Raw genomic sequence first — 22,162 nt, 5'->3', positions numbered from 1 at the left:
CGAAACCAGTGCCTCAGCCACCCCCGCCAATAGGCCTTACCCCACGAATCCCAAGCCCAAAACCTTCGCGAGCAAGCGCGTTCCTCCAAAAGCACCATCTACCGAAGTATTTCGACAACTTTGCGTCCGGACCGCTGAACCCAGTCACGCCCCACCGCACCTTCAACCAAAAAAGACCCCTCGTATGCGCCTGATCCACACCTCCGACTGGCATCTCGGCCAGACCCTTCATGGCCAGGATCGCGACTACGAACACGCCCAGTTCCTCGCCTGGATGCTCGACCAGCTCGTCCAGCACAGGCCCGACGCCCTTCTCATCGCTGGCGACATCTTCGACACGATCAATCCGCCGCTCAAGGCCCAGGAACGGCTGTACGACTTCATCGTCCGTGCCCACGAGCAGCTGCCGCAGCTGGACATCGTGATGATTGCCGGCAACCACGACTCTGGCGGGCGTATCGAGCTGCCTGGGCCGCTGATGCGACGCCTAAACGCCCACGCCATCGGCCGCATCAGCTGGATCGCCGAGAACCAGCTCGACCATGACCGCCTATTGGTGCCGCTGCACGACGCCAAGGGCCACGTCGCGGGATGGTGCCTCGCCCTGCCCTTCCTGCGCCCCGCGGAAGTCACCGGCGGTGAGGCCGGAGATGACTACATGCTCGGCATCCGCCACGTTCACCAGCACCTGATCGCCGCTGCCGAAGCCCAGCGCCAGCCCGGCCAGGCATTGGTCGCCATGAGCCACGCGCACATGGCTGGCGGTGCGGTATCGGAAGACTCGGAACGCAACATCGTCATCGGTAATGCCGAGGCGCTGCCGGCCAGTCTGTTCCCGGAGCCCATCGCCTACGTTGCCCTCGGCCACCTGCACAAGCCGCAGAAAGTCGCCGGGCAGGCACGCATCCGTTACAGCGGCTCACCGCTGCCGCTGTCCTTCGGCGAGATCAATTACCCGCATCAGGTCCTGCTGGTGGATTTCGACGGCGACCAGCTCGCCAGCGTCGAGCCGCTGCCCGTGCCTCGCGCGGTGGAGATGATCCGTATCGGCCGCGCGCCGCTGGCTGAGGTGATCAGCCAGCTTGAAGCCTTGCCGCCGCTGGGCCTGTTCGCCGAAAACCTGCCTTGGCTGGAGGTACGGGTGCAGCTTGAAGAGCCGCTGCCCGACCTGCGTCAGCGCATCGAAACAACCCTCGCCGGCAAGGCCTGCCGCCTGGTACGCATCGCCAGCGAATATGCCGGTCGTCGTGGCGAGGCCGACTCCGAAGTGTTGCTCGGCCTCGACCAGATCAGCCCGCAAGAGCTCTTCGCCCGTGCCTGGGAAGAACAGTTCGGCAAACCACCCGACGACCAGGCGCTGGACGACTTCGCCAGCCTGCTGCGCGGCGTCGAGCTCGCTGGCGAAGGAGACGCGCGATGAAGATCCTCGCCATCCGCCTGAAGAACCTCGCCTCGCTGGCGGGCGAGCAGGTCATCGATTTCACCGCAGAACCGCTGGCCAGCGCCGGCCTTTTCGCCATTACCGGGCCCACCGGTGCCGGCAAGAGCACGATTCTCGATGCCCTGTGCCTGGCGCTATTCGGCAGCACGCCGCGGCTCGACGGCGCTTCTCTATTAAGCAAGGTGCCCGACGGCAAGGACGAGATCGGCAGCGGCGACGAACGCAACCTGCTGCGACGCGGCTGCGCCAACGGCTATGCCGAAGTGGACTTCATCGGCGTCGACGGCCACCGCTACCGTGCCCGCTGGGAGGTCAAACGCGCCCGCGAAAAGATCGACGGAAAGCTGCAAGCCAGCAACCAGAGCCTGCTCGACCTGGATCGCGACCAGTTACTGGCCAGCGGCAAGAAGCGTGAATTCAAGGAACTGCTCGAAGCCAAACTCGGCCTGACCCTGGCGCAGTTCACCCGCGCCGTGCTGCTGGCGCAGAGCGAGTTCTCCGCCTTTCTCAAGGCCGACGACAACGACCGCGGCACCCTGTTGGAAAAGCTCACCGACACCGGCCTCTACAGCCGATTGGGCCAAGCCGCCTTCGACGCGGCCAAGCAGGCCCGCGAAACACTCGCTGCCTTGCAGCATCAGGCTGGCGGCGTGCAACCACTGGACGCCGAGGCGCGCCAGGCACTCGAAGCGCAACATCGCGAGCAGCAGGCGGAGCTGAAAGCGCTTCAGCACCAACTCGATGCACTCAAACAGCAGCGCCAGTGGTTGCAGGATCTCGCCCGACTGCAGGCCGAGCACGATAACGCCCAGCGGCAACTCGCCGAGGCCGAGGAAGAACAGGAAAATCTGGCCGACGCCCGGCGCATCCTCGGCTTGTTCGAACAGCTGGCACCGCAACGCCATCGGTTTATCCGCGAGCGCGACCTGGCGCCGTTGCTGACAAAGGTCGAGGCAATGCTCGCCCGTCACGCACAGGACCACGGTGCCGTGCAACAACGCCTCGAAATGCTGGAACAGACCTGCCGGACAGCCACCGAAGCGCTGAAAGTTGCCGAGCATGGATTGAAAGCCGCCGAGCCGCGACTGGCCAATGCGCGCCGTGAAGAGGAGCGGCTCAGCCATCTGCGCACCGACCTGCACGACGCCCAAGGCCACGCCGAACAGGCCGAAACCGCGAGCCAAACCGGCGAACGCACGCTCGCCCAGCTACGCCAACATCAGGAACAGGCCGCCGGTCAGCTCGCCATCCTGACCAACCAGCTCTCCACCAGCGCCGACCTGCAACCGCTGTGCGCAGCCTGGAGCGGCCATCGCCCGCGCCTGCAGCAGGCCGTACAGATATCTGCTCGCCTGCAGCAAGGCCGGCAAGAACTGCCCGAACTGGAGGCCGCTGGCAAAGCTGCCGAAACGGCGCAGACCAACGCACGAAACGCGCTGGACGAATTGCAGAAGCAGATCGGCCGGGAAACCGGCCTTGGCGACCAGCTGGCGCAACTGACCACCCATCTCGATGCGCTTCGCGAAGCCGAGCGTGCATTCGAAAGCCTGCACGGCTTCTGGTCCCGCAAGCAGCAGCTGGTCGCCCAGCAACGCACGCTGCAGAGCGAACGGAGCCGTCAGCAGGGCGAGCTGGACAAGCTGACCGAAGCGGGCAAGCTCGCCCGTGTCGAGCGTGACGATGCTGAAAAGGCACTGAAATGGGTGCAGGCGTTACTGGATCGCCAACGCCTCGCCCGTAGCGCGAATGTCGAGGCCTTGCGCGCCGCGCTGGTGCCGGGCGAACCGTGCAGCGTCTGCGGCAGTGCCGAGCATCCTTGGCACGACGGTGACAAGCTGCTCACCGCGCTCGATCAACATGACGAGCGCGAAGTCGAGCAAGCGCAACTGCAGCTCAAGGCCAAGGACGAAAAGCTGCAAGCCCTGCGCGATCAGCACATCGCCCTCTCCACCCACATCAAGCAGAGCGGGCAACGGCAAGCGGAAGTCGCCGAGGATCTGGCGAAGCTCGACGCTCAACTGGCGGAGCTGCCGGTCTACACCGAACTGCTAAAGCAGACGGAAGCAGAACGGCAGACCTGGCTCGACAGCCGCATGGCCTCGCTTGCCGCCGATATCGTCAGCGCCAATGGGCGACAGCGTGAGTTGTTCAAGCTGCAACAGCAGACCGAAACGCTGCATGCAGGCTGGCTAAGCGCTCGTGACGCCTGCGTTCAAGCCACCCAGCTGCTCGTCGCACAGCGCGACGCCATCACCCGCGATGACGCGCGTCTAGACGAAGAGCTGGCTGAGTTTGCCCAGCTGTTACCGACCGCCATGCTCGAACGGTGGCGCGAAAAGCCGGCCGAGACCTTTATGCAGCTGGACGGGAAGATTGAAGCGCGGCGCCAGCAGATCGAACAGCAAACGGCATTGGCCGACGAGCAACAGCAGCGCCAAGCCGCACTGGAGCGCGAACAGCTGCAACAGCAGCATCGGCTGGCGCAGCAGAAGGCATGTGCCGACCGGTTCGTGGAGCTACAAACGCGCGAGCAAGCCTGCCGCCAGGCGCTGCGCGAAAGTCTTGGCGAGCAGGCCAGCGCGCTGGGATGGCAGCAGCATCTTGAAAACGCTATCCAGACGGCTCGGCAGCAACAAGCCGAGGTCGACCAGCAGCTGAACGAGGCGCGAGTCGAACTGACCCGGCTCGCCGGTGAACAGCACAACTGCAAAGGGCGCCGCGATGAGTTGCTTGCCGAACGCAGCGTCCTGAGCGAAGAGCTCGCGGCCTGGCGTGCGTCGCACCCTGATCTGGACGATGCGACGCTCGAACAGTTGCTGCAGCTGGACGACACACTGCTCACCGAAGCACGCGAGCGCCTGCGCGCCAACACCGAACAGCTCACCCGTGGGCGTGAGCGGCTGGAGGGCTGTGAGCGGCGGCTGAAAACCCTTCAGGCCGAACAACCGAACCCACCGGACGCCGATACGCTGGAAGCCCAGCTCAATAGTCAGCAAGCCAACTGCGACAGTGCCGAGCAGCGCAACACCGAAACGCTCGCAGCGCTGCTCGATGATGATCGCAGGCGCAACCAGAGCCAGACCTTGCTCCGGCAGATCGCCGAGGCCACCACCGAAAGCCAGCGCTGGGGACGCATCGCCGCATTGATTGGCTCCAGCGACGGTGGCGCCTTCCGTAAGATCGCGCAGGCCTACAACCTGGACCTGCTGGTTCAACATGCCAACGTGCAGCTGCGCCAGCTGGCCCGTCGTTACCGGCTCAAGCGCGGCGGCAGCCCGCTGGGCCTGCTGGTGATGGATACGGAAATGGGCGATGAGCTGCGCTCAGTGCATTCGCTGTCGGGCGGCGAGACCTTTCTCGTTTCCCTGGCGCTGGCGCTGGGCTTGGCCTCAATGGCATCAAGCAAACTGAAGATCGAATCGCTGTTCATCGACGAAGGCTTCGGCAGCCTCGATCCGGAGTCGCTGCAAATCGCCATGGACGCGCTGGATTCACTCCAGGCCCAGGGCCGCAAGGTGGCGGTGATTTCGCACGTCGCCGAGATGCACGAACGCATCCCGGTGCAGATCCAGGTGCAACGACAGGGCAATGGACAGAGCGGACTAAAGATCGTCGGCGGACAGGGCGGCTGAGGGCGGGCCCTGCCCGACAATCACCGCCAGAGCCTGCGCCTACAAAAAGATCGCGGCCCATGCGCACCGTTACGATTGCGTGATTTTGTCGCATGTCAGCGCCGCCTGCCTCGACAGCTCGATGAAAGGTTCGCGGGCTAGGCTGTTCCGGTTTTCGCTTGCGAGTGAAAACCTCGCTTGGCCACAAGCCGTGCGTCAGTCCTTCAAATATGCTGCGGAACGGCGGCCGGCCACAAACCGGTGCGGCTGTTCCGCTTTTTTATGCAAAGGTGGCCAGCTGCGGCAACGGCTGTAGGCAGAGCTGGTCCTACGGCAAAGATGGCCTTCCTGCACGCACGTTTGCGGTTGGTGCCTTGGGGTGGCTCATCCGCCCGCCGGACTCGAACCTCTCGGTACTCTACGGGCCCAACCGTTGAGGGATTATCGACGGAACCGCCTATGCCAACCACCGCTGCCGCGCTAGAAGCGCTCCATACCGACGGCTTCGTGCTGCTGCCGGCCGTGGTGGATGGCCAGGCGCTCAAGGCGCTTCGCCAAGCCATCGATAACCTCGAACCACTCCACTGGGACTATCGCGGCCTGGTCGATGACCACTACACATGCGTGTTCAACCGCAGTCCGTTCTGGTTGCCGTTCCTCGATCTGCCCGGGGTGATCGATCTGGCCGAGGCGGCCCTGGGCGACGATTGTCATGTCATCGGCCAGACCGCCTGGCGCAGCCATCCGGGCTTTGTCGGTGGTGAACTGCATGCCGATTACCTCGCTGTGGAGCTGCCCGAGCACCTTGCGCAAGACCCGGATTTCGACCTGCCGATGCAAGTCTGCACGGCACACCTCTATCTTGATCGGATCGATGCCGACCTCTGCCCTACCCTGGTGATACCCGGCAGCCACCGGGCCGGTCGCAAACCACGCCCGGGAGAAACCCACTGGCACGGCGGCGAACCACAACCGGTGCTCTGCGAAGCCGGTGACGTGCTGCTGTTTCGCAGCGATCTCTGGCACGCGGGGAGCCGCAATCGCACGACCGACCGCAGCCGCTATCTGCTGCAGGTGCATTACGGCCGAAGGATGGTGGCGCAGAAGTTCGCGCCCTATCTGCAGTGGCGTTTCAATCCGGAAGTCATTGCCGCTGCCACACCGAGGCAGCGTCGCTTGCTCGGTGAGCATGAGCCGTCGGAGTACGATTGAGCCGGTTCGCAGCGCCTAACCGTCGGTTTCGGCGATGACCCGTTTCGCCGCCAAATGACATAGCCTCTGCATCGAACTGAGCGTTCAGCCGCAATGTCGGGCGGCTCTCAACCAAGCCGATAATGACCGCGCGATGTTTCCGACAATGTCGTCCTCGTTGGCAAACGCCAGCCGTACAAGCGCTATTGAACCAGCGGATAGGGAAGCGCGACACACCAGTCTCTCGACGCGGCGAGCGGCAGGTCCGTCGCCGCGAGATGTCGACGCTGGCGTTGCGAACGGGCCTAGTGCGCGCTCAGTCCAAGCAGCTGCGTGCTGGCCTGCTGCTCCTCCTGCTCACTCAACTGCAGCTGCGTCAGATAAGCGGCGAGTGCCTCGATGTCGGTCTCGGACAGCTGCCCAGCGACACCGATCATGACTGAACCGGCTCGGCTCGGGTCATTGCTGCGGAATCGACCCAGCGCTTTGCGTATGTACTCACCCGGCTGGCCCGCCAGTCGCGGCATGGTCTCTTTGCCTTGCGCATGAATGCCATGGCAGGACGTACAGGTGCGCTGAAACAGCGTTTCGCCACGCTGAACCAGCGCCGCGTCCGACGCCGCGGCAGCAGGCTCGACCTTCTGCTGACTGAAGTAGACGGCGATGTTGACCTGATCTTCGAGGGTCAGGTTTTTTGCCAGTTTCGACATCACGAAATCGACACGCTCGCCCCTGGCGAACTTTTCGAACGAATGGAACAGGTAGATCGGATTCTGCGACGCCAGATTGGGAATATGCGGGCGTTTGCTATTGCCGGTTTCGCCATGGCAATAGCCACAGAACAGCGCGCGCTCTTGGCCTGCCGCATACGCCTGCTGCCGCCGTGCCGTATCTTCCATTAGGTACTGAAAGCGCTCCATCGTCTCTTCGCTGGCGTGAGCGAACGAAACGAGGCAACTGAGCAGAAGCAAGCAGAATAAATGCATGGCAAGTCCAACGCTGACGGGTTAGGTGTGTATGGCAGCCATCGGACTATAGGGAGAACACCAGCTGCGATACTGGCGCAGGTCAATAAAGCCTCATACCACGGCGGTGCGCCATTAGGCTCGAGCACCGGTTCGCACGATTCATCTGCTACGCAGCGCGCAGCGGCTTCGGCCAGCGCGACCCTTTCAGTTCAGATTGACTGGGCAGGCGATGTGGCAACGACAACCTGCGCGCTATTGCCGCATTGACCAGCCGAAAAAAAACGGATGGCGATACAGATTTCCGCGCCACAACCGTCTCGCATTCGACTAAAGTAGCAGCCCTTTTTGCCAGCACGAGCCGCGCACCATGCTTGATGGACATGCCGAACTGACCATGACCGTACTGATGACCCCGGACAAGGCGAACTTTTCGGGCAACGTACATGGCGGCACGCTGCTGAAATATCTGGATGAAGTGGCCTATGCCTGCGCCAGCCGCTATGCCGGGCAGTACGTTGTAACGCTGTCGGTCGACCAGGTGAATTTTCGCCAACCGGTGCACGTTGGCGAGCTGGTGACCTTTCTCGCCTCGGTCAACTATGTCGGCAACACCTCGATGGAGATCGGTATCAAGGTCGTCACCGAAGACATCCGGCAGAAAACGGTTCGGCATACCAATAGCTGCTTCTTCACGATGGTGGCAGTTGGTGAGGACGGTCGCCCTACTACGGTGCCGCCACTGGAGCCGAAAACACCCGACCAGAAGCGTCGCTTCGCCCAGGCCCAGCAGCGCCGGCAGATTCGCCGGGAGCTGGACGAGCGTTACCGCGCAATCAAGGACGATTACTGAGCTGCCAACCTCCTCTCCGCCGCCACTCAGGCGGGGAGATGGTGCATCTCCGCCCAGTCCGCCACGCCTCCTCCACTTGGCGCACTCTCCGCGAGCCGATAAAACCTTATATAATTCGCGGCTTTTCGCACCGCCACCGAGGATCCGCCGTGAGCGCTTTGCCAGCCTGCCCCCAATGCAATTCCGAATACACCTATGAAGACGGCCAGATGCTGGTCTGCCCGGAGTGCGCCCACGAATGGTCGGCCAGCGCGGCAGAACCGTCTGGTGACGACGAAAAGGTGATTAGGGATTCAGTCGGCAATACCCTGCAGGACGGCGACACGATCACCGTGATCAAGGACCTCAAGGTCAAGGGTTCATCGCTGGTGGTGAAGGTCGGCACCAAGGTCAAGAACATCCGCCTGGTCGACGGCGATCACGACATCGACTGCAAGATCGACGGCATCGGTGCGATGAAGCTGAAGTCGGAGTTCGTGCGCAAGGTTTGAACACCATTGCGCTGCCTGTGGGAGCGGTCTCGACCGCGAAACAAACCGGGCTCTGGCGCAGCCCCATTCGCGGTCAAGACCGCTCCCACTCGCACTTCTGCCATTGGCTGACAGGCCTGCGATCAGGTATCAACGACTTGCACCTGATCGACGTTCGCCCTGCTCAAGGCGTGAGGTAAGACGAACGCGTCAGCCCCAGACGTAACGCATCGATGTACTGGGTGCGCTCCTTGGCACTGAGCCGCGCGCTGGAGACCTTGTCGCGGTAGTAGGTCATCAGCTCCTCGGGCGAGAGGTGCACGTAGCGCAGCATGTCTTCGATGGTGTCGTGGGTCTCGATACCGGCGTGATAGAAACTGCCATCCTCGCGCTGATAGACGTTGACCGAATCGGTGTCGCCAAACAGGTTGTGCATGTCGCCGAGAATTTCCTGGTAGGCGCCTACCAGGAACACACCGAGGAAGTACTCCTCTCCCGCCTGGATTTCATGCACCGGCATGCTGTTCTCGATGCTTTGCTCGTCGACGTAATGCTTGATCTTGCCGTCGGAGTCGCAGGTCAGGTCTTGCAACACAGCGCGGCGCACCGGCTCCTCACTCAGGCGCTGCAACGGCACGATCGGCAGGATCTGGTCGATCGCCCAGGTGTCCGGCAGGCTCTGGAACACCGAGAAGTTGCAGATGTACTTGTCGGCCAGCTTGTCATTCAACTCATCGAGCACCGCACGATGCGAGCGCTGACGCGCCTTGAGCTGGTTGTACAGGCGGCGGCAAATGGCGAAGTAGCTCTGTTCGGCCAACGCCTTCTGCGCCAGTGACAACTTGCCAGAGGCATACTGCGCCGCCGCCTCGCTCATGTAGTGCGTCGCGCGCCAGTAGGTCTCGGTGACCATTTCGGGATCGGTTGGACCGAGCAGATCGGCCAATGCCTGGACGATTTCTGGCAGCTCGTCGTAGTTCTCGATGGTCGGCGCTTCGTCGTTGTGGCGCTCGAAGTCCGTCACCTGCATCACCAGCACGGCGTGATGCGCGGTCATGGCCCGGCCGCTTTCGGAGAAGATGTGCGGGTGCGGCAGTTCCTGCCGATCGCAGAATTCCTTGAGCATCCCGACCACCGTGCCGGCGTACTCATCGATGTCGTAGTTGATCGAGCTGGCATTGCGCGAATGGGTGCCGTCGTAGTCGACGCCGAGGCCGCCGCCCACATCGATATGGTCGACCGGCAACCCGAGCGCGCGCAGTTCGGCGTAATAACGAATGGCTTCACGGAAGCCGTCACGGTAGTCCGCCAGATTGGCAATCTGCGAGCCCATGTGGAAGTGCAGCAGCCGCACGCCCTGCTCGACGCCCGCCGCGCGGAAACGCTCGATGACGGTGAGCAGCTGCGCAGCGGACAGGCCGAACTTGGACTTTTCCCCACCGGTGTCGGCCCACTTGCTCGAAGCCAATGAGGACAAGCGCACGCGCAAGCCAACCTGCGGGATGATCTTCAGCTCCGCCGCTTCCTCGATGACCATGCCCACTTCGGACATCTTTTCGATGACGATGAAGACGTTGTGGCCGAGCTTCTGCCCCATCAGCGCCAGGCGGATGAATTCGCGATCCTTGTAGCCGTTGCAGACGATGGTGCCGCCCTTCGGCGCCAGCGCCAGCACCGCCATCAGCTCGGGTTTCGAACCGGCTTCCAGACCGATCGAAACATTCTGCGTGGCGATGATGTTCTCGATCACCGCTTCCTGCTGGTTGACCTTGATCGGGTACAGCGCGGTGTATTTGCTCTGGTATTCGAGGCGCTCGATATTCGCATCGAACGCACCGGTCAAATGACGCACTCGGTCCTGCAGAATGCCCGGGAAGCGCACCAGCAACGGCAACGTCAGCCCGGCATCGCGCAGCTGCTCGATCAGCGCGGTAAATTCAACGGCAGCGCCATTGGGTCCCTGCGGGCGCACCTCGACATGACCGTCGTCACTGATCGAAAAATAGCCGGCACCCCAGTGGCGAATGCCATAGACACTACGGCTATCCGCTGCGGTCCACTGACTGCCGTCATCTTTACGTGTGCGTCGTACGGGCATCTAGGCCTCCTGAGGATAGGGATGAGTCTGTCGAGCTTAGCGCGACAGCAGGGCTGTCCGGCTTGGACAGCCGGCGCGCCCGGAAATAAGCGCACGCGACTGATTGAATCAGGTCAGGCGTTCATCCGCCCGATTTCTTGGCCTCGAATCCGCGCTTGACCAGTTCGTCGATGAGCAATTGAACATGGTCACCCTGGATCTCGATCACGCCATCCTTGAGTGCGCCACCCGTACCGCAGCGACGTTTAAGCGCGGAGGCCAACTCCTTGAGCGCCGCTTCAGGCAGCGGCACGCCGGTGATAGTGGTAACCGTCTTGCCGCCGCGACCTTTGCTCTCCCGTCGCACACGAGCGATGCCATCACCCTCGGGAATCAGCGCTTGCTTGCAGACGCAGGCGTCCAGCGGCTGACTGCATTCCGGGCAGTGCCTCCCCGCATCGGTGGAAAAAACCAGACCGCCAAGGCCGGAAAGGGATGTGGTTTTCTTGGCCACACACAACCTCATGAGTGTAGAGATCGGCGCGACAAGGCTCTGCGCCACAAAGCCGGGTAATTTAACAGCAAAACCGGAACACCCGAAGAGCTGCACAGCGCTTTGCCACACCAAACACCGTCGAATAGTGCGGCAGCACCCTACTGAGTGTTGAATTACTTCGTACTGGCCTGCCAAGCGGCCAGTGACCTCATCGTAAGAGCGAGCGCTCTTCACGCTCGACAATAGATTAGGTGGAATGCGCAGTCCGCGGCTGATGCCTTATACGCGGCTGGTTAATATTTCGATATCGGTAATGAGCAGTCAACGAAACGCCTCACTTGAACATCGAAACCCAGCTAGTCGCAGGGCTGGCACGCGTGGTGCGCACCAGCCCTTCCTGAGTATCAGAGCCGACCGGCAGGGGAGTACGGCTCGGGATCGACGCAAGGTGAGCGATCCAGCATCAGATCGGCTAGCAGCTGACACGAAGCAGGTGCCAGCACCAGCCCGTTTCGGAAATGCCCGCAGTTGAGCCAAAGCCCATCATGCCCGGGCACGGGGCCTATATAAGGAATGCCGTCCGGCGAAGCAGGACGCAGCCCAGCCCAATGCTTGACCACCCTGGCATCAGCCAATCCAGGAAGCAGATTGATGGCCGTCGCCCTGAGGCTTTCCAGCGCATCTTCGGTCGGTGTCTTGTCGAACCCGACATCCTCCAGCGTGCTACCTACAAGTATGTGGCCATCACGCCGCGGAATCGCATAGCGCCGCTTGGCCAACACCATGCTCGGCAAGAAGTCCTCGGCGCACTTGAATAGGATCATCTGCCCCTTCATGGGTTTGACCGGCAGCTCCAGTCCCAGCGTTGCGAGCAGGTTGCCGCTCCAGGCACCAGCGGCCAGAACGACCTGCTCGGCAAGCATCTCGCCTTGCGTCGTTTGCACGCCAACGATTCGTGCGCCATCACGAGCGAAACCGCTGACCGCGCAATGTTCGATAATCTCGACGTTCGGCATCTTCACCAACGCAGCACGCAACGCTTGTAATAGCCGCGGGTTACGCACATTGGCGACGCCCGGCATATAGATCGCCTTGGTAAAGCCGCGGCTAAGCGCAGGTACCGCAGCGTGCACCTCACTCATGTTGACACGGTGCAGTGTTCGTCCCTGGCGTTCTGCCCAAGCTAGAGCCTGCTCTTCATCTTCAAGGTTCAGCCAGTAAAGCCCCGTCTCGTAAACCTCCGAATCGATCCCACTCTGCTGCCTCAACGTTTCGCCGAGTTCCGGGTAATAGTTTTGCGACCAATGCGCTAGCGCCGTTATCGCAGGGCTGTATCGCCAGGGATAGAGGGGAGAAACAATGCCCCCGCCCGCCCAGGAGGCTTCGGTACCCGTTTCGCCCGATTCAAGCAAAACCACGCTTCGGCCTGCATTCGCCAGCAGGTAGGTTGAAAGCAAACCAATAACTCCACCGCCTATCACTATTGATACGTCAGCCACACTTATCTCCACTGGATCAGCCTGTTCACAGCTCATGCCTTGACTTTTAACCATACGAAGTTAAAACAACGGTCGGTCTGGAAGACCGAATCATACGTGCAAAAGGAAGCGCACCATGAACCCTACCGCTAAGGCATTCACGCTCATCGAATTACTTATCACGATTGCAGCGCTCGGCACTCTGCTGGGCATCGCCGTGCCCAGCTTCAGCTCCCTTATCGAGCGCAACCAGCAAACAACCACAACCCACGATTTGCTCACTAGCCTCAACCATGCTCGTGGCCTGGCCATCAATCGGCGCGAGCCCATCAGCCTTTGTGCGGGCGGCAATAGCTGCGAAGTATCAGCCAATTGGGAAAACGGCATTTTGATTTTCAGCGACCCGAATCGAAACGGGGAATTTGACGCAGGCGAGCGGCTCCATCGCGTCGTGACGCTTCCGAATCGTTATCGGTGGAATTGGAGCAACTTTCGCAGCAGGACGTTCATGTCGTTCAAGGCTAACGGAACGACCAATAGCTTGAACGGCACCTTCACCCTGTGCAGTGGCAGCGAAGCCATACAACAACTTGTGATCAACGTCACAGGACGCCTGAGAACTCGAGCACCGGAGGACAATAGCGCCTGTAGCTAGCGAACCGTATACCCCCTGAAAGCGACCGAATATCCCATTTGAATGCGTAGGCAGTCGGTAAGCTGGGATGATTTACTGGTCGCAACGCTAGAAGAGTAATCATGCCGAATTATCGTGGCTTCACCCTGATCGAGTTGATGGTAACCATCGCAATTCTGGCGATATTGATCGCGATCGCCGCTCCTTCTTTTACATCAGTAATCCAGAGCAACCGGACAACATCACTGCATCACGAAATGCTCGGAGCTATTCAGCTTGCGAGATCTGAGGCTGTGAAGCGCCGCAAAGACGTGGTCATTTGTAGAACGGAAAATCAGAACGTGTGCGCCAATGGAACGAACTGGGCGGCGGGCTGGCTCGTCAGGGAGGTAGGGGGCGACGTAGTCAAGGTCTGGGATCCTGTAGCAGGTATGGCGCTAACCGGGCCGAATACTGGAGTGGTGTTCCATAGCAGCGGGATGGTCGATGCGCTTGCCAGCTTTGTTACCACTTCATCGAGCTGCACTAGCGGAGCCAAGTACACGATTGGCGTCTCCTTGACCGGAAGCGCGACCACCAACAAGACAGGATGTCCATGATGCCGCAGCGACCCTATAACAAAGAAGCCGGCGCGACCCTGATCGAAGTGCTAATCGCCATGATGGTACTAGCCATTGGACTCTTAGGGCTCGCCGGCCTCCAAGCCACCAGCATCCAAAGCAACCACAGCGCCTATTACCGCTCTCAGGCGACATTACTTGCTGGCGATCTGGCTGATCGCATGCGTGCGAACCGCCTCGAGGCATTGACCAACGCCTACCTGACAGACTTTCCGACGTCTTCGTCTAATAACGATGTGACAGGCACTACGGCAGAAAAGGATGTAGCTGAATGGCTGAATCAGCTAGCTCTGACGTTGCCCGACGGCACCGGAAAAGTTGAGAAAAATAACACCCTGATCACCATATCGATTCGCTGGAATGATTCACGAGGCCAAATAAAAGCCAACGGCGACAACAACAACCACAGCGAAACCTTCGCTTATCGGACCGAAATATGACCCAGACATCCCTGCGACACCAACACGGCCTTTCGCTTGTTGAGTTGATGGTCGCGATGGCCTTGAGCCTGCTGCTCATGCTTGGGGTCATACAGATATTCCTCAGCAGTAAGCAAACATATAGCACTAACGTCGCGCTCTCTCGCGTTCAGGAAAGCGGGCGCTTCGCTTTGGAGTTTATGGCCAATGATATTCGTAACGCTGGTTATAAGGGAGATTGTTTGGGACCCCCTAACAACCTTCTTGACGAAGCGTCTCCCGCCTATTCCAGCGAGCTATTCGACCTAAATGTCGCCATCATGGGTTGGGATGAAAACGTCACTCCTGCACCTGCTGCCAAAATTACAGGCATAGCTAACCGCACACCCGGGACCGATATGATCCTAGTCAAGCATGCAGCGCAGGCCTCTGGGGCTACCGCAACAGGCGCCACCCCCGCCAACTCGAACACTATTAGTGTCAATAACGCTAGTTCTATTCCCAACAATAGCATCGTGATTGTTGCTGACGCTCTGGGATGCGATGTTTTCCAGACGTCTAATAATAAAAACGCAAACTCACTCACCCGACAAAATCAAGGCACGCCTGGCAATAAGAACCCGGGCCATTACAACTTCAGCCACGCTTATGGCAACAGTATGGAAATACTGTCGCTGCAGTCGGCGCTGTACTACATCGGAACCGGAGCCAACAACCGGCCATCACTGCGCAGAGTGACATTCAATAGTGGCATTCCAGTTAACATGGAGCTGGTTGAAGGCATAGAAAATATTCAGATCACCTATGGCCTGACCGACGCAAAACGGCAAGTAACTGAATATAAAGTAGCGAAAGATATGAATCTATCAGAATGGAGTGACGTAGGCAGCGTACGTATCCAGGCACTTGCTGTTGGGGCTGATCAGAATGTTGTCAGCGCTACTCAGACGCTTTTGTTCAATGGGACCAACGTTAATATTAGCCAGAGGAGGCTCGGCCAGGTCTTTACCAGCACGCTTGGCGTTCGGAATCGCCTGCAATGAGGATAGCCGGCATGAGACAAACCAACTTTCATCACCAAAACGGAGCAGTTTTGGTAATAGCGCTGATCATGCTTTTGTTGCTTACTGTGATCGGACTAGCCAGCATGCGTGGAACTTCGTTACAAGAGAACATGTCCGGCAACATGCGCGACAGTAGTTTGGCGCTGCAAGCGTCGGAAGCATCACTACGAAAAGGCGAGGCCGAAGTTACTAGCCGCTTCAAAGCGGGGACGCTCGGCGCGTTAGAAACCGCAAATATTTCCGGTGCATATTCAAACTTCCCCGGCGCGAGCAAGGACCCAGAGTATACGATTACCCTTTTGGCGAAACTGAGAACCAGCACAGAGGCTGGCGCGCCAATTGATGATGAAGGCGCCCTAGTGCGTATCGAAGCTTCCGGCTACGGGCGCAGCACGAATAGTAACGCCACGCCTAGCGCCCAAGTAAAACTCCGCTCCACCTTTCTGGTTGAGCAATAAAATAATCTGCCGACCTGCTGCCTTCGGAGTTATTAATTGATGAAACCCCACTACTACCCGTTGAGAAAACTGAAAAGCGCTATCAGTTTTGTGCTCTCACTTTGTATTGCAACAGCAGCCTCTCCCGGCTATGCCGACATATCGCAGAGTCCATTGTTGCTTGGTGGCGGCAGCGTGCCTGGAAACTTGGCTCTGGTTCCATCGGTCGAATGGCCCACCGTCCTCTCAGTTGCAAACACCGGAAGCTATAGCCCTCAAAATAGCTATATTGGCTACTTTAACTCAAATAAATGTTATATCTACGACCAAGTTAATCATTGGTTCGAGCCTAGCAGTGCCGCAACCAGTCATATATGTTCCGGAAGCAAACAATGGAGCGGAAATTTTCTAAACTGGGCCGCCACGCCTACTATTGATCCGTTCCGAAGCGCGCTAACTGGCGGGCACCGCTATCTTGATACCGCCACCCAAACTGTTCTTCAAAAAGCGCGTCATGATGGCCAAAACAGCGCAGGCAACAGGATAGAGCACACCGACACAAACCCTCAGGGCCTAATTAGCCAAGCCGACATAGCTGGTGCAACTCCCGCCAGTAGCAGCTGGGCAAACTTCTATATTCGCCTTCAGGGCCAAGGCCATGACATGCTATTTTCCAATTGGAAAGACGGTATCGGCGGAGGCGGATCTACCGGCGAGAAGACAGCCGAATGGACTAACTATGAACCGGATAACAATCTGCAATGGGAGGATAACCGACTAAAAGCAGCTTTCACCTCATCCAACCAAACGAAAAGTGTTTACCGAGTAAAAATTCGAGTAAAGGTTTGTGATCCCATCAAAGGACTCGAGCCTAATTGCGAACTCTACCCGAGCGGCAACTACAAACCGACCGGGCTTCTTCAACAATACTCGGGAGATTTAAGATATAGCGTTTTCGGTTATTTGAATGATGGAAGCATGCTCAGGGACGGAGGGGTACTGCGAGCTCAACAGAAGTTTATCGCTCCTGGCGCTACGGCTCCTGAATGGAACGCAAGCACAGGCGTAATGGAAATCAACCCGGACGGAGTTACATCCAGCCTGGGGCGACCCATAAGCAATAGCGGGGTAATGAACTATTTAAATAAGTTCGGCGAGTTGAACACTAATAACTTCAAATCCCACGACCCCGTTAGCGAGCTTTACTATACCGCGCTTCGCTACTTCAAAAACCAGGCCAATGTCAGCACATACAGCACCCCCACCCCTTCTCATAATTCAAGCCCAAACGCCGACACTCTTGACCGCTGGCATGACGGATTTCCTGTCATTACAAATTGGAACGACCCCATTCAATATGCTTGTCAAAAAAATGTAATCTTAGGTATAGGAGATACCAATACGCACCGCGATAAAAACCTACCAGGAAACTCAGTATCAACGGATGAGCCCTCGGTACCGGCGGAGGTACGCGATGACACTACTATCAACGTTGTGACGGCAACTCAGAAAGTTGCGGAACTAGAAGGTATAAGCATCGCAACTCCTTTCAATAGCGGCCGCCGCAGCTCTGCATATATCGCTGGTCTTGCCTACGATGCAAACACTAAGGACCTACGCGCAGACCATAAGGGCCGGCAGAGTGTATCTACTTATTGGGTTGACGTACGGGAGGGGCAGAGCCTAGCAGGGAGAAGCGGGAATCAGTACTGGCTAGCAGCTAAGTACGGCGGCTTTAAAGTCCCAAAAAATTTTGGCGATCCGTATGAGCGAACAACTGCGCTAGAAACCGAATGGTGGCGCACTAACACAGATATGCTAGCAACTGGCTACCCTCGCCCCGATAACTTTTTTGTCGCTAGCGATGCAGCCAATATGGTGCAAAGCTTGCGGAAGGCCTTTGCACAGATCGCCAACGAAGTGGAAAGCACCACAGCGTCCCTCGCCACCAACTCGACTCGACTCGAAACCGACACTGCGCTATTCCAGTCACGCCTGGATAGCCGCTTCTGGAGCGGAGATCTACTCGCGCGGCGCGTCGACGATAATGGCGTCGTAGCATCCGATACCGCTTGGAGTGCTGCCCAGAAGCTCGACAGTCTTAGTTCGGTCGATTCGCGAACGATCTTTACGGTCCGTCCTGCTACCACTGCGGGCATCTCAGGAGAATCAGTCGCAACGAACGGCGTCAACTTTGATTGGAACGGCTTGGACGACACTCAGCGATCTTTGCTGCAGCTACCGCTAGAAGCGACAACGGATGAAGCCCAGCGCCGCTTAGCCTATCTACGTGGCGATCGCACCAACGAGATCACCTCTGATAACCGCACCAGACCCTTCCGTCAGCGCGGCAGCCGATTGGGCGATATTGTTAACTCTGATCCTCAGTACATCCATCATCAAGATTTCGGTTATTCGCGCTTGAGCTGGGGAACTAACGGTGCCGTAGGCAAGGCGTACACCGCTTTCCGCGCCAGTAGCAGCTACCAAAATCGTACGCCTACGGTGATCGTAGGCGCTAACGACGGCATGCTACACGGCTTCGATGCTCAAGTTAGCGATACGGCCGCCAGTAATGGAGGTAGTGAACTCTTTGCCTATGTACCAAATAGTGTTTTTAGCAACCTGATAAACCTGACCGACCCGGCCTACTCACATCGCTATTACGTCGACGGTACGCCGCGGATCTCGGATGTGTGGATCGGAGGTTCATGGAAGACCATGGTAGTAGGAACCACTGGTGCAGGTGGCAACAGCGTTTTTGCTCTCGATGTTACCAATCCGGCCAACATGAACAGTAACAGCGTCATGTGGGAATTCAGCCATCCAGACATGGGCTACACTATCGGCCAACCTTCACTGGTCGCTCTACCCAACGAAAAATTCGGCGTAATTGTAAGCAGCGGCTACCACGATACGGCGCCGGAAGACGGTAAGGTATGGATACTCGATGCAGCAGACGGCAGCATCATTCAGGAGATCGAGCTACCAACTACCGGTAACCTCGGCTCGCCTCTGGCCTCGGATACCGACTACAACCAGGTTGCAGATAGAGTCTACGTGGCCGATACATTGGGCAACGTATGGCGGATAGACCTGACCGGCAGTAACCCATCCAACTGGGACATTCCAGACAGCCTTGGCGACAGCCCTCTGTTCGTTGCCAAAATTGGCACCACTCGCCAGGCCATCACAGCTCCGCTTTCGTCGGCCTTTAATGATAAGGGCGAGCACATGATCTTCTTCGGAACCGGCAGTTTTTATCGCGACGGCGATAATGAGATTCCAGAATCTCCACCTGTCGATACGTTCTACGGCATCATCGACCGCGGCCAGGCTATTGACGGGCGTGCCACCTTACTAAAGCAAACGGTTATTAGGGAGGCCACACTGGAGAGCGGGCTCAACGCACGAGCAATAACCGACAATGCGCTCACCACTCAAGCAGGCTGGTATATAGACCTCGGCTGGATTGAGGGTACGGGAAACACTGGAGCCAAGGGAGAGCGGGTTATCGCCAAGCCCACGCTTCGAACCGACCGCGTAATTTTCACGACCATGACGCCTTCCGCCAATCCTTGTGAGTTCGGCGGTACGAGTTTCATCATGGCAATGAATCTATCCAGCGGCTCACGGTTAAACTATGTGTACTTCGATACTGATCGCGATGGGGCCCCGGATGATGGGGACACGACTACGATTGGGGATGATGGGAATGCTCCATGGTCCGGCATATCAGACACTGACGACGGAGTGAGCAAAGGCGTCACGCCGCTGCTCAAGTTGCTATGCTTTGCCGGTTCCGCAGGAGCGGCACCTCAGTGCATACCCGTTGCAGGATCGCAACGTTTTGGTCGCCATTCTTGGCGGGAGGCAGGAGGGAATTGATGAAGAAGCGAATGATGCAATGTAAGAGCCCATCCAGCGCCGGTTTCACGTTGATTGAAGTAATGATTGTCGCGGCGATCATCAGCATCCTCGCTGCCATTGCGTACCCGTCTTATCAGGAGCATGTACGCAAGGCGCGCCGCGCAGACGCACAAGCTGCCTTGATGGAATTGGCGCAATTCATGGAGCGTCACTATACGGCGAACGGCAGATATCTGACGGCAGCCGACGCGAACCCTGCTAACGCAGCCCCAGCGCTACCCTTCACGGAAGCACCAAAGGACGGAGCGACGAAGTTCTATACCTTGGGATTTCCAGCAACCCCAACCGCCAGCGCCTACACGCTACAGGCAGTGCCAAAGAACGCCATGGCAAATGATAGTTGCGGCACGCTCACGCTTGCTCATACCGGAGCAAAGGGGCAGAAAGCCGGAGCGACACTAGCACAGTGCTGGAGACGTTAAAAACAGACGAAATCAAAGGGAGCTCTCAAAGCTCCCTCAACCGCAACTCCTTCGGCATCGAGAACGTCACGTTCTCGGGCCGACCATCGAGCTCATCCATTCCTTTCGCACCCCACTCGCGGAGCTGATCAATCACCCCGCGCACCAGCACCTCAGGCGCTGAAGCGCCGGCGGTGATGCCGATTCGCTCGATGTTTTCGAACCACTCACGCTTGAGGTCTTCCGCACCATCGATCAAATAAGCCGGCGTATCCATGCGCTCGGCCAGTTCGCGCAGGCGGTTGGAGTTGGAGCTGTTGGGGCTGCCGACCACCAGCACTACATCGCACTCACCGGCCAGTTGCTTGACCGCATCCTGACGGTTTTGGGTGGCGTAGCAGATGTCATCCTTGCGAGGGCCGCCGATGCTCGGAAAGCGTGTGCGCAGTGCATCGATTACGCGGCTGGTGTCATCCATCGAAAGAGTGGTCTGAGTAACGAAGGCCAGTGATTCGGGATTACGTACCTGCAGCTTGGCGACGTCTTCCTCATCTTCAACCAGATAAATGGAGCCGCCGTTGGCAGTATCGTATTGGCCCATGGTGCCTTCGACCTCCGGATGACCTTCATGTCCGATCAGGATGCATTCGCGGCCTTCGCGGCTGTATTTGGTGACTTCGAGATGCACCTTGGTCACCAGCGGGCACGTGGCGTCAAATACCTTCAACCCACGCTTGTCAGCCTCCATCTTCACGGCCTGGGACACGCCGTGGGCACTGAAAATCACGATAAAGCCATCCGGCACCTGATCCAGCTCATCCACGAAAATCGCACCGCGCTCGCGCAGATCCTCTACTACGAACTTGTTGTGCACGACTTCGTGCCGCACGTAGATCGGCGGTCCAAACACCTCAAGCGCACGGTTGACGATCTCGATGGCCCGGTCGACACCGGCACAGAAGCCACGCGGATTGGCGAGTTTGATTTGCATATGGGTTCTCGACGCTCAGGGCGGGAAAAGGTGTGAAGAGTACCGGCCGCCTACATTGATGAAGCGATCTGGCAACCCGTAGCATGGATGGCGCTTGTATACACTAGTGCGGCCCGCGGTGGATCGGTGAAGCGTGATCCACCCTACGATCTGACTCCAACAACAAGCAGCTTACTTATGTGAGCCGCCCTCAGACCGGTTTTACCTCGAATATCTCCACTTCGAACGTCAGGGCCTTGCCTGCCAGCGGATGGTTGAAGTCAACGGTAACCTGACGATCATCGAAAGCCTTGACCACCCCAGGCAGCTCCGACTTGGCAGCATCGTTGAAGATCACCAACAGCCCTTCTGACAACTCCATGCCTTCAAATTGGTCGCGCGGCATGGTTTGCACGTTCTGCTGGTTGTGCTGGCCAAAGCCCTGTTCCGGCGCGATCTGGAAGGTGCGCTTGTCGCCGGCCTTGAGTCCGAACAACTGCTGCTCGAAGCCTGGGAGCAAGTTACCGTCGCCCACTTTAAAAGTAGCCGGCTGTTTATCGAAAGTCGTGTCGACCTGTTCGCCGTTTTCCATACTGAGTGCGAAATGCAGAGTCACCTGCATGTCCTGCCCGATGCGTTGTTCAGTCATTTACTGTTTCTCCCGTTTTACTGCTACGGAACATGTCCAGCGCCAGCATCACGGCGCCGATAGTGATGGCGCTGTCAGCAATGTTGAACGCCGGGAAATACCAGCGGTTCTGCCAATGCACCAGGATGAAATCGACGACATGGCCAAGCACCACGCGATCGTAGAGATTGCCGAGGGCACCGCCCAGCACCAACGCCAAAGCGATCGCCAGCCAGGTCTCATGCTGCTTCAACCGTTTCATCCATACGACCAGCACCGCACTGACGCCAATGGCAATCGCCGCGAACAGCCAGCGCTGCCAGCCGGAATGATCGGCCAGAAAGCTGAAAGCCGCACCTGTGTTGTAGGCGAGCGTCCAGGCGAAATAATCCGGAATGACCTCGACCTTCTGGTACAGGCTGAAGTTGGCCTCGAAGTAATGCTTGGTTGCCTGATCGAAGGCGATCACTAGCACGC

The 22,162-nt window shown here is 58.5% G+C and carries 19 protein-coding genes; 12 read left to right on the top strand and 7 right to left on the bottom strand.

What is annotated here, in order from left to right:
- The first annotated feature begins 184 nt into the window (after positions 1–184).
- From PSTU_RS0103930 to PSTU_RS0103920, 3 genes are all read left to right on the top strand, one after another.
- Positions 185–1,420: an exonuclease SbcCD subunit D C-terminal domain-containing protein gene (locus PSTU_RS0103930; RefSeq protein ID WP_019339738.1), complete on the top strand. Its 1,236-nt coding sequence runs from the start codon at positions 185–187 to the stop codon at positions 1,418–1,420.
- Positions 1,417–5,073 carry an AAA family ATPase gene (locus PSTU_RS0103925; protein WP_019339737.1) on the top strand — a complete coding sequence of 1,219 codons (3,657 nt, stop codon included), beginning with the start codon at positions 1,417–1,419 and terminating at the stop codon, positions 5,071–5,073. Before PSTU_RS0103930 ends, PSTU_RS0103925 begins: the two co-directional genes overlap by 4 nt.
- Before the next feature lie 438 nt (positions 5,074–5,511).
- Positions 5,512–6,264 (top strand): phytanoyl-CoA dioxygenase family protein, encoded by a 753-nt coding sequence (locus PSTU_RS0103920; protein WP_019339736.1) that lies wholly within the window; start codon positions 5,512–5,514, stop codon positions 6,262–6,264.
- 284 nt (positions 6,265–6,548) lie between these two features.
- Here PSTU_RS0103920 and PSTU_RS0103915 read toward each other — a convergent pair whose 3' ends face one another.
- Complete coding sequence (locus PSTU_RS0103915) at positions 6,549–7,229, bottom strand: c-type cytochrome (RefSeq protein WP_019339735.1); 681 nt, start codon at positions 7,227–7,229, stop codon at positions 6,549–6,551.
- 349 nt (positions 7,230–7,578) lie between these two features.
- Here PSTU_RS0103915 and PSTU_RS0103910 point away from each other — a divergent pair, with 349 nt between their 5' ends.
- Both PSTU_RS0103910 and PSTU_RS0103905 read left to right on the top strand, forming a co-directional pair.
- The gene (locus tag PSTU_RS0103910) at positions 7,579–8,061 is read left to right on the top strand and encodes an acyl-CoA thioesterase (RefSeq protein ID WP_019339734.1); all 483 of its coding nucleotides are present in this window, start codon (positions 7,579–7,581) and stop codon (positions 8,059–8,061) included.
- Between the two features lie 149 nt (positions 8,062–8,210).
- On the top strand, positions 8,211–8,552 hold the full coding sequence (locus PSTU_RS0103905) for a zinc ribbon domain-containing protein YjdM (protein WP_019339733.1): 342 nt from the start codon (positions 8,211–8,213) through the stop codon (positions 8,550–8,552).
- Positions 8,553–8,715: 163 nt separating this feature from the next.
- On the opposite strand, the gene speA is transcribed toward PSTU_RS0103905, so the two are convergent.
- The 3 genes from speA to thiO form a co-directional block, all read right to left on the bottom strand.
- Positions 8,716–10,629 (bottom strand): arginine decarboxylase, encoded by a 1,914-nt coding sequence (gene speA / locus PSTU_RS0103900; protein WP_019339732.1) that lies wholly within the window; start codon positions 10,627–10,629, stop codon positions 8,716–8,718.
- A gap of 121 nt (positions 10,630–10,750) precedes the next feature.
- Positions 10,751–11,122, bottom strand: coding sequence for a translation initiation factor Sui1 (locus PSTU_RS0103895; RefSeq protein ID WP_019339731.1), 372 nt, complete (start codon positions 11,120–11,122; stop codon positions 10,751–10,753).
- Between the two features lie 386 nt (positions 11,123–11,508).
- Complete coding sequence (thiO, locus tag PSTU_RS0103890) at positions 11,509–12,639, bottom strand: glycine oxidase ThiO (RefSeq protein WP_051127853.1); 1,131 nt, start codon at positions 12,637–12,639, stop codon at positions 11,509–11,511.
- A gap of 79 nt (positions 12,640–12,718) precedes the next feature.
- Between thiO and PSTU_RS0103885 the strand changes: the two genes are divergently transcribed.
- The 7 genes from PSTU_RS0103885 (at position 12,719) to PSTU_RS0103855 (ending at position 20,108) form a co-directional block, all read left to right on the top strand.
- Complete coding sequence (locus tag PSTU_RS0103885; RefSeq protein WP_019339729.1) at positions 12,719–13,237, top strand: GspH/FimT family pseudopilin; 519 nt, start codon at positions 12,719–12,721, stop codon at positions 13,235–13,237.
- Between the two features lie 101 nt (positions 13,238–13,338).
- Positions 13,339–13,815 carry a GspH/FimT family pseudopilin gene (locus PSTU_RS0103880; protein WP_019339728.1) on the top strand — a complete coding sequence of 159 codons (477 nt, stop codon included), beginning with the start codon at positions 13,339–13,341 and terminating at the stop codon, positions 13,813–13,815.
- On the top strand, positions 13,815–14,276 hold the full coding sequence (pilV, locus tag PSTU_RS0103875; RefSeq protein ID WP_019339727.1) for a type IV pilus modification protein PilV: 462 nt from the start codon (positions 13,815–13,817) through the stop codon (positions 14,274–14,276). The genes PSTU_RS0103880 and pilV overlap by 1 nt, the downstream gene beginning before the upstream one ends.
- Positions 14,273–15,298, top strand: a complete 1,026-nt coding sequence (locus tag PSTU_RS0103870) for a PilW family protein (protein WP_019339726.1) — start codon at positions 14,273–14,275, stop codon at positions 15,296–15,298. Before pilV ends, PSTU_RS0103870 begins: the two co-directional genes overlap by 4 nt.
- Positions 15,299–15,309: 11 nt before the next feature.
- Positions 15,310–15,777 carry a PilX N-terminal domain-containing pilus assembly protein gene (locus PSTU_RS0103865; protein ID WP_036992663.1) on the top strand — a complete coding sequence of 156 codons (468 nt, stop codon included), beginning with the start codon at positions 15,310–15,312 and terminating at the stop codon, positions 15,775–15,777.
- Positions 15,778–15,816: 39 nt separating this feature from the next.
- Positions 15,817–19,644 (top strand): pilus assembly protein, encoded by a 3,828-nt coding sequence (locus PSTU_RS20430; protein ID WP_036992657.1) that lies wholly within the window; start codon positions 15,817–15,819, stop codon positions 19,642–19,644.
- Positions 19,644–20,108, top strand: a complete 465-nt coding sequence (locus tag PSTU_RS0103855; protein WP_019339723.1) for a type IV pilin protein — start codon at positions 19,644–19,646, stop codon at positions 20,106–20,108. Before PSTU_RS20430 ends, PSTU_RS0103855 begins: the two co-directional genes overlap by 1 nt.
- Positions 20,109–20,133: 25 nt before the next feature.
- On the opposite strand, the gene ispH is transcribed toward PSTU_RS0103855, so the two are convergent.
- From ispH to lspA, 3 genes are all read right to left on the bottom strand, one after another.
- Positions 20,134–21,078 carry a 4-hydroxy-3-methylbut-2-enyl diphosphate reductase gene (gene ispH / locus PSTU_RS0103850; RefSeq protein ID WP_019339722.1) on the bottom strand — a complete coding sequence of 315 codons (945 nt, stop codon included), beginning with the start codon at positions 21,076–21,078 and terminating at the stop codon, positions 20,134–20,136.
- 190 nt (positions 21,079–21,268) lie between these two features.
- A complete protein-coding gene (locus PSTU_RS0103845; protein WP_019339721.1) occupies positions 21,269–21,706 on the bottom strand; it encodes an FKBP-type peptidyl-prolyl cis-trans isomerase in 438 nt (145 codons plus the stop codon).
- Positions 21,699–22,160, bottom strand: a complete 462-nt coding sequence (gene lspA / locus PSTU_RS0103840; RefSeq protein ID WP_019339720.1) for a signal peptidase II — start codon at positions 22,158–22,160, stop codon at positions 21,699–21,701. Before lspA ends, PSTU_RS0103845 begins: the two co-directional genes overlap by 8 nt.
- Positions 22,161–22,162: the final 2 nt, after the last annotated feature.

The organism is Stutzerimonas stutzeri SDM-LAC, assembly GCF_000235745.1.
GTDB lineage: Bacteria > Pseudomonadota > Gammaproteobacteria > Pseudomonadales > Pseudomonadaceae > Stutzerimonas > Stutzerimonas stutzeri_H.
Note: the sequence above shows the minus strand (reverse complement) of the source record. Positions and strands in the feature narration are given on the sequence as shown.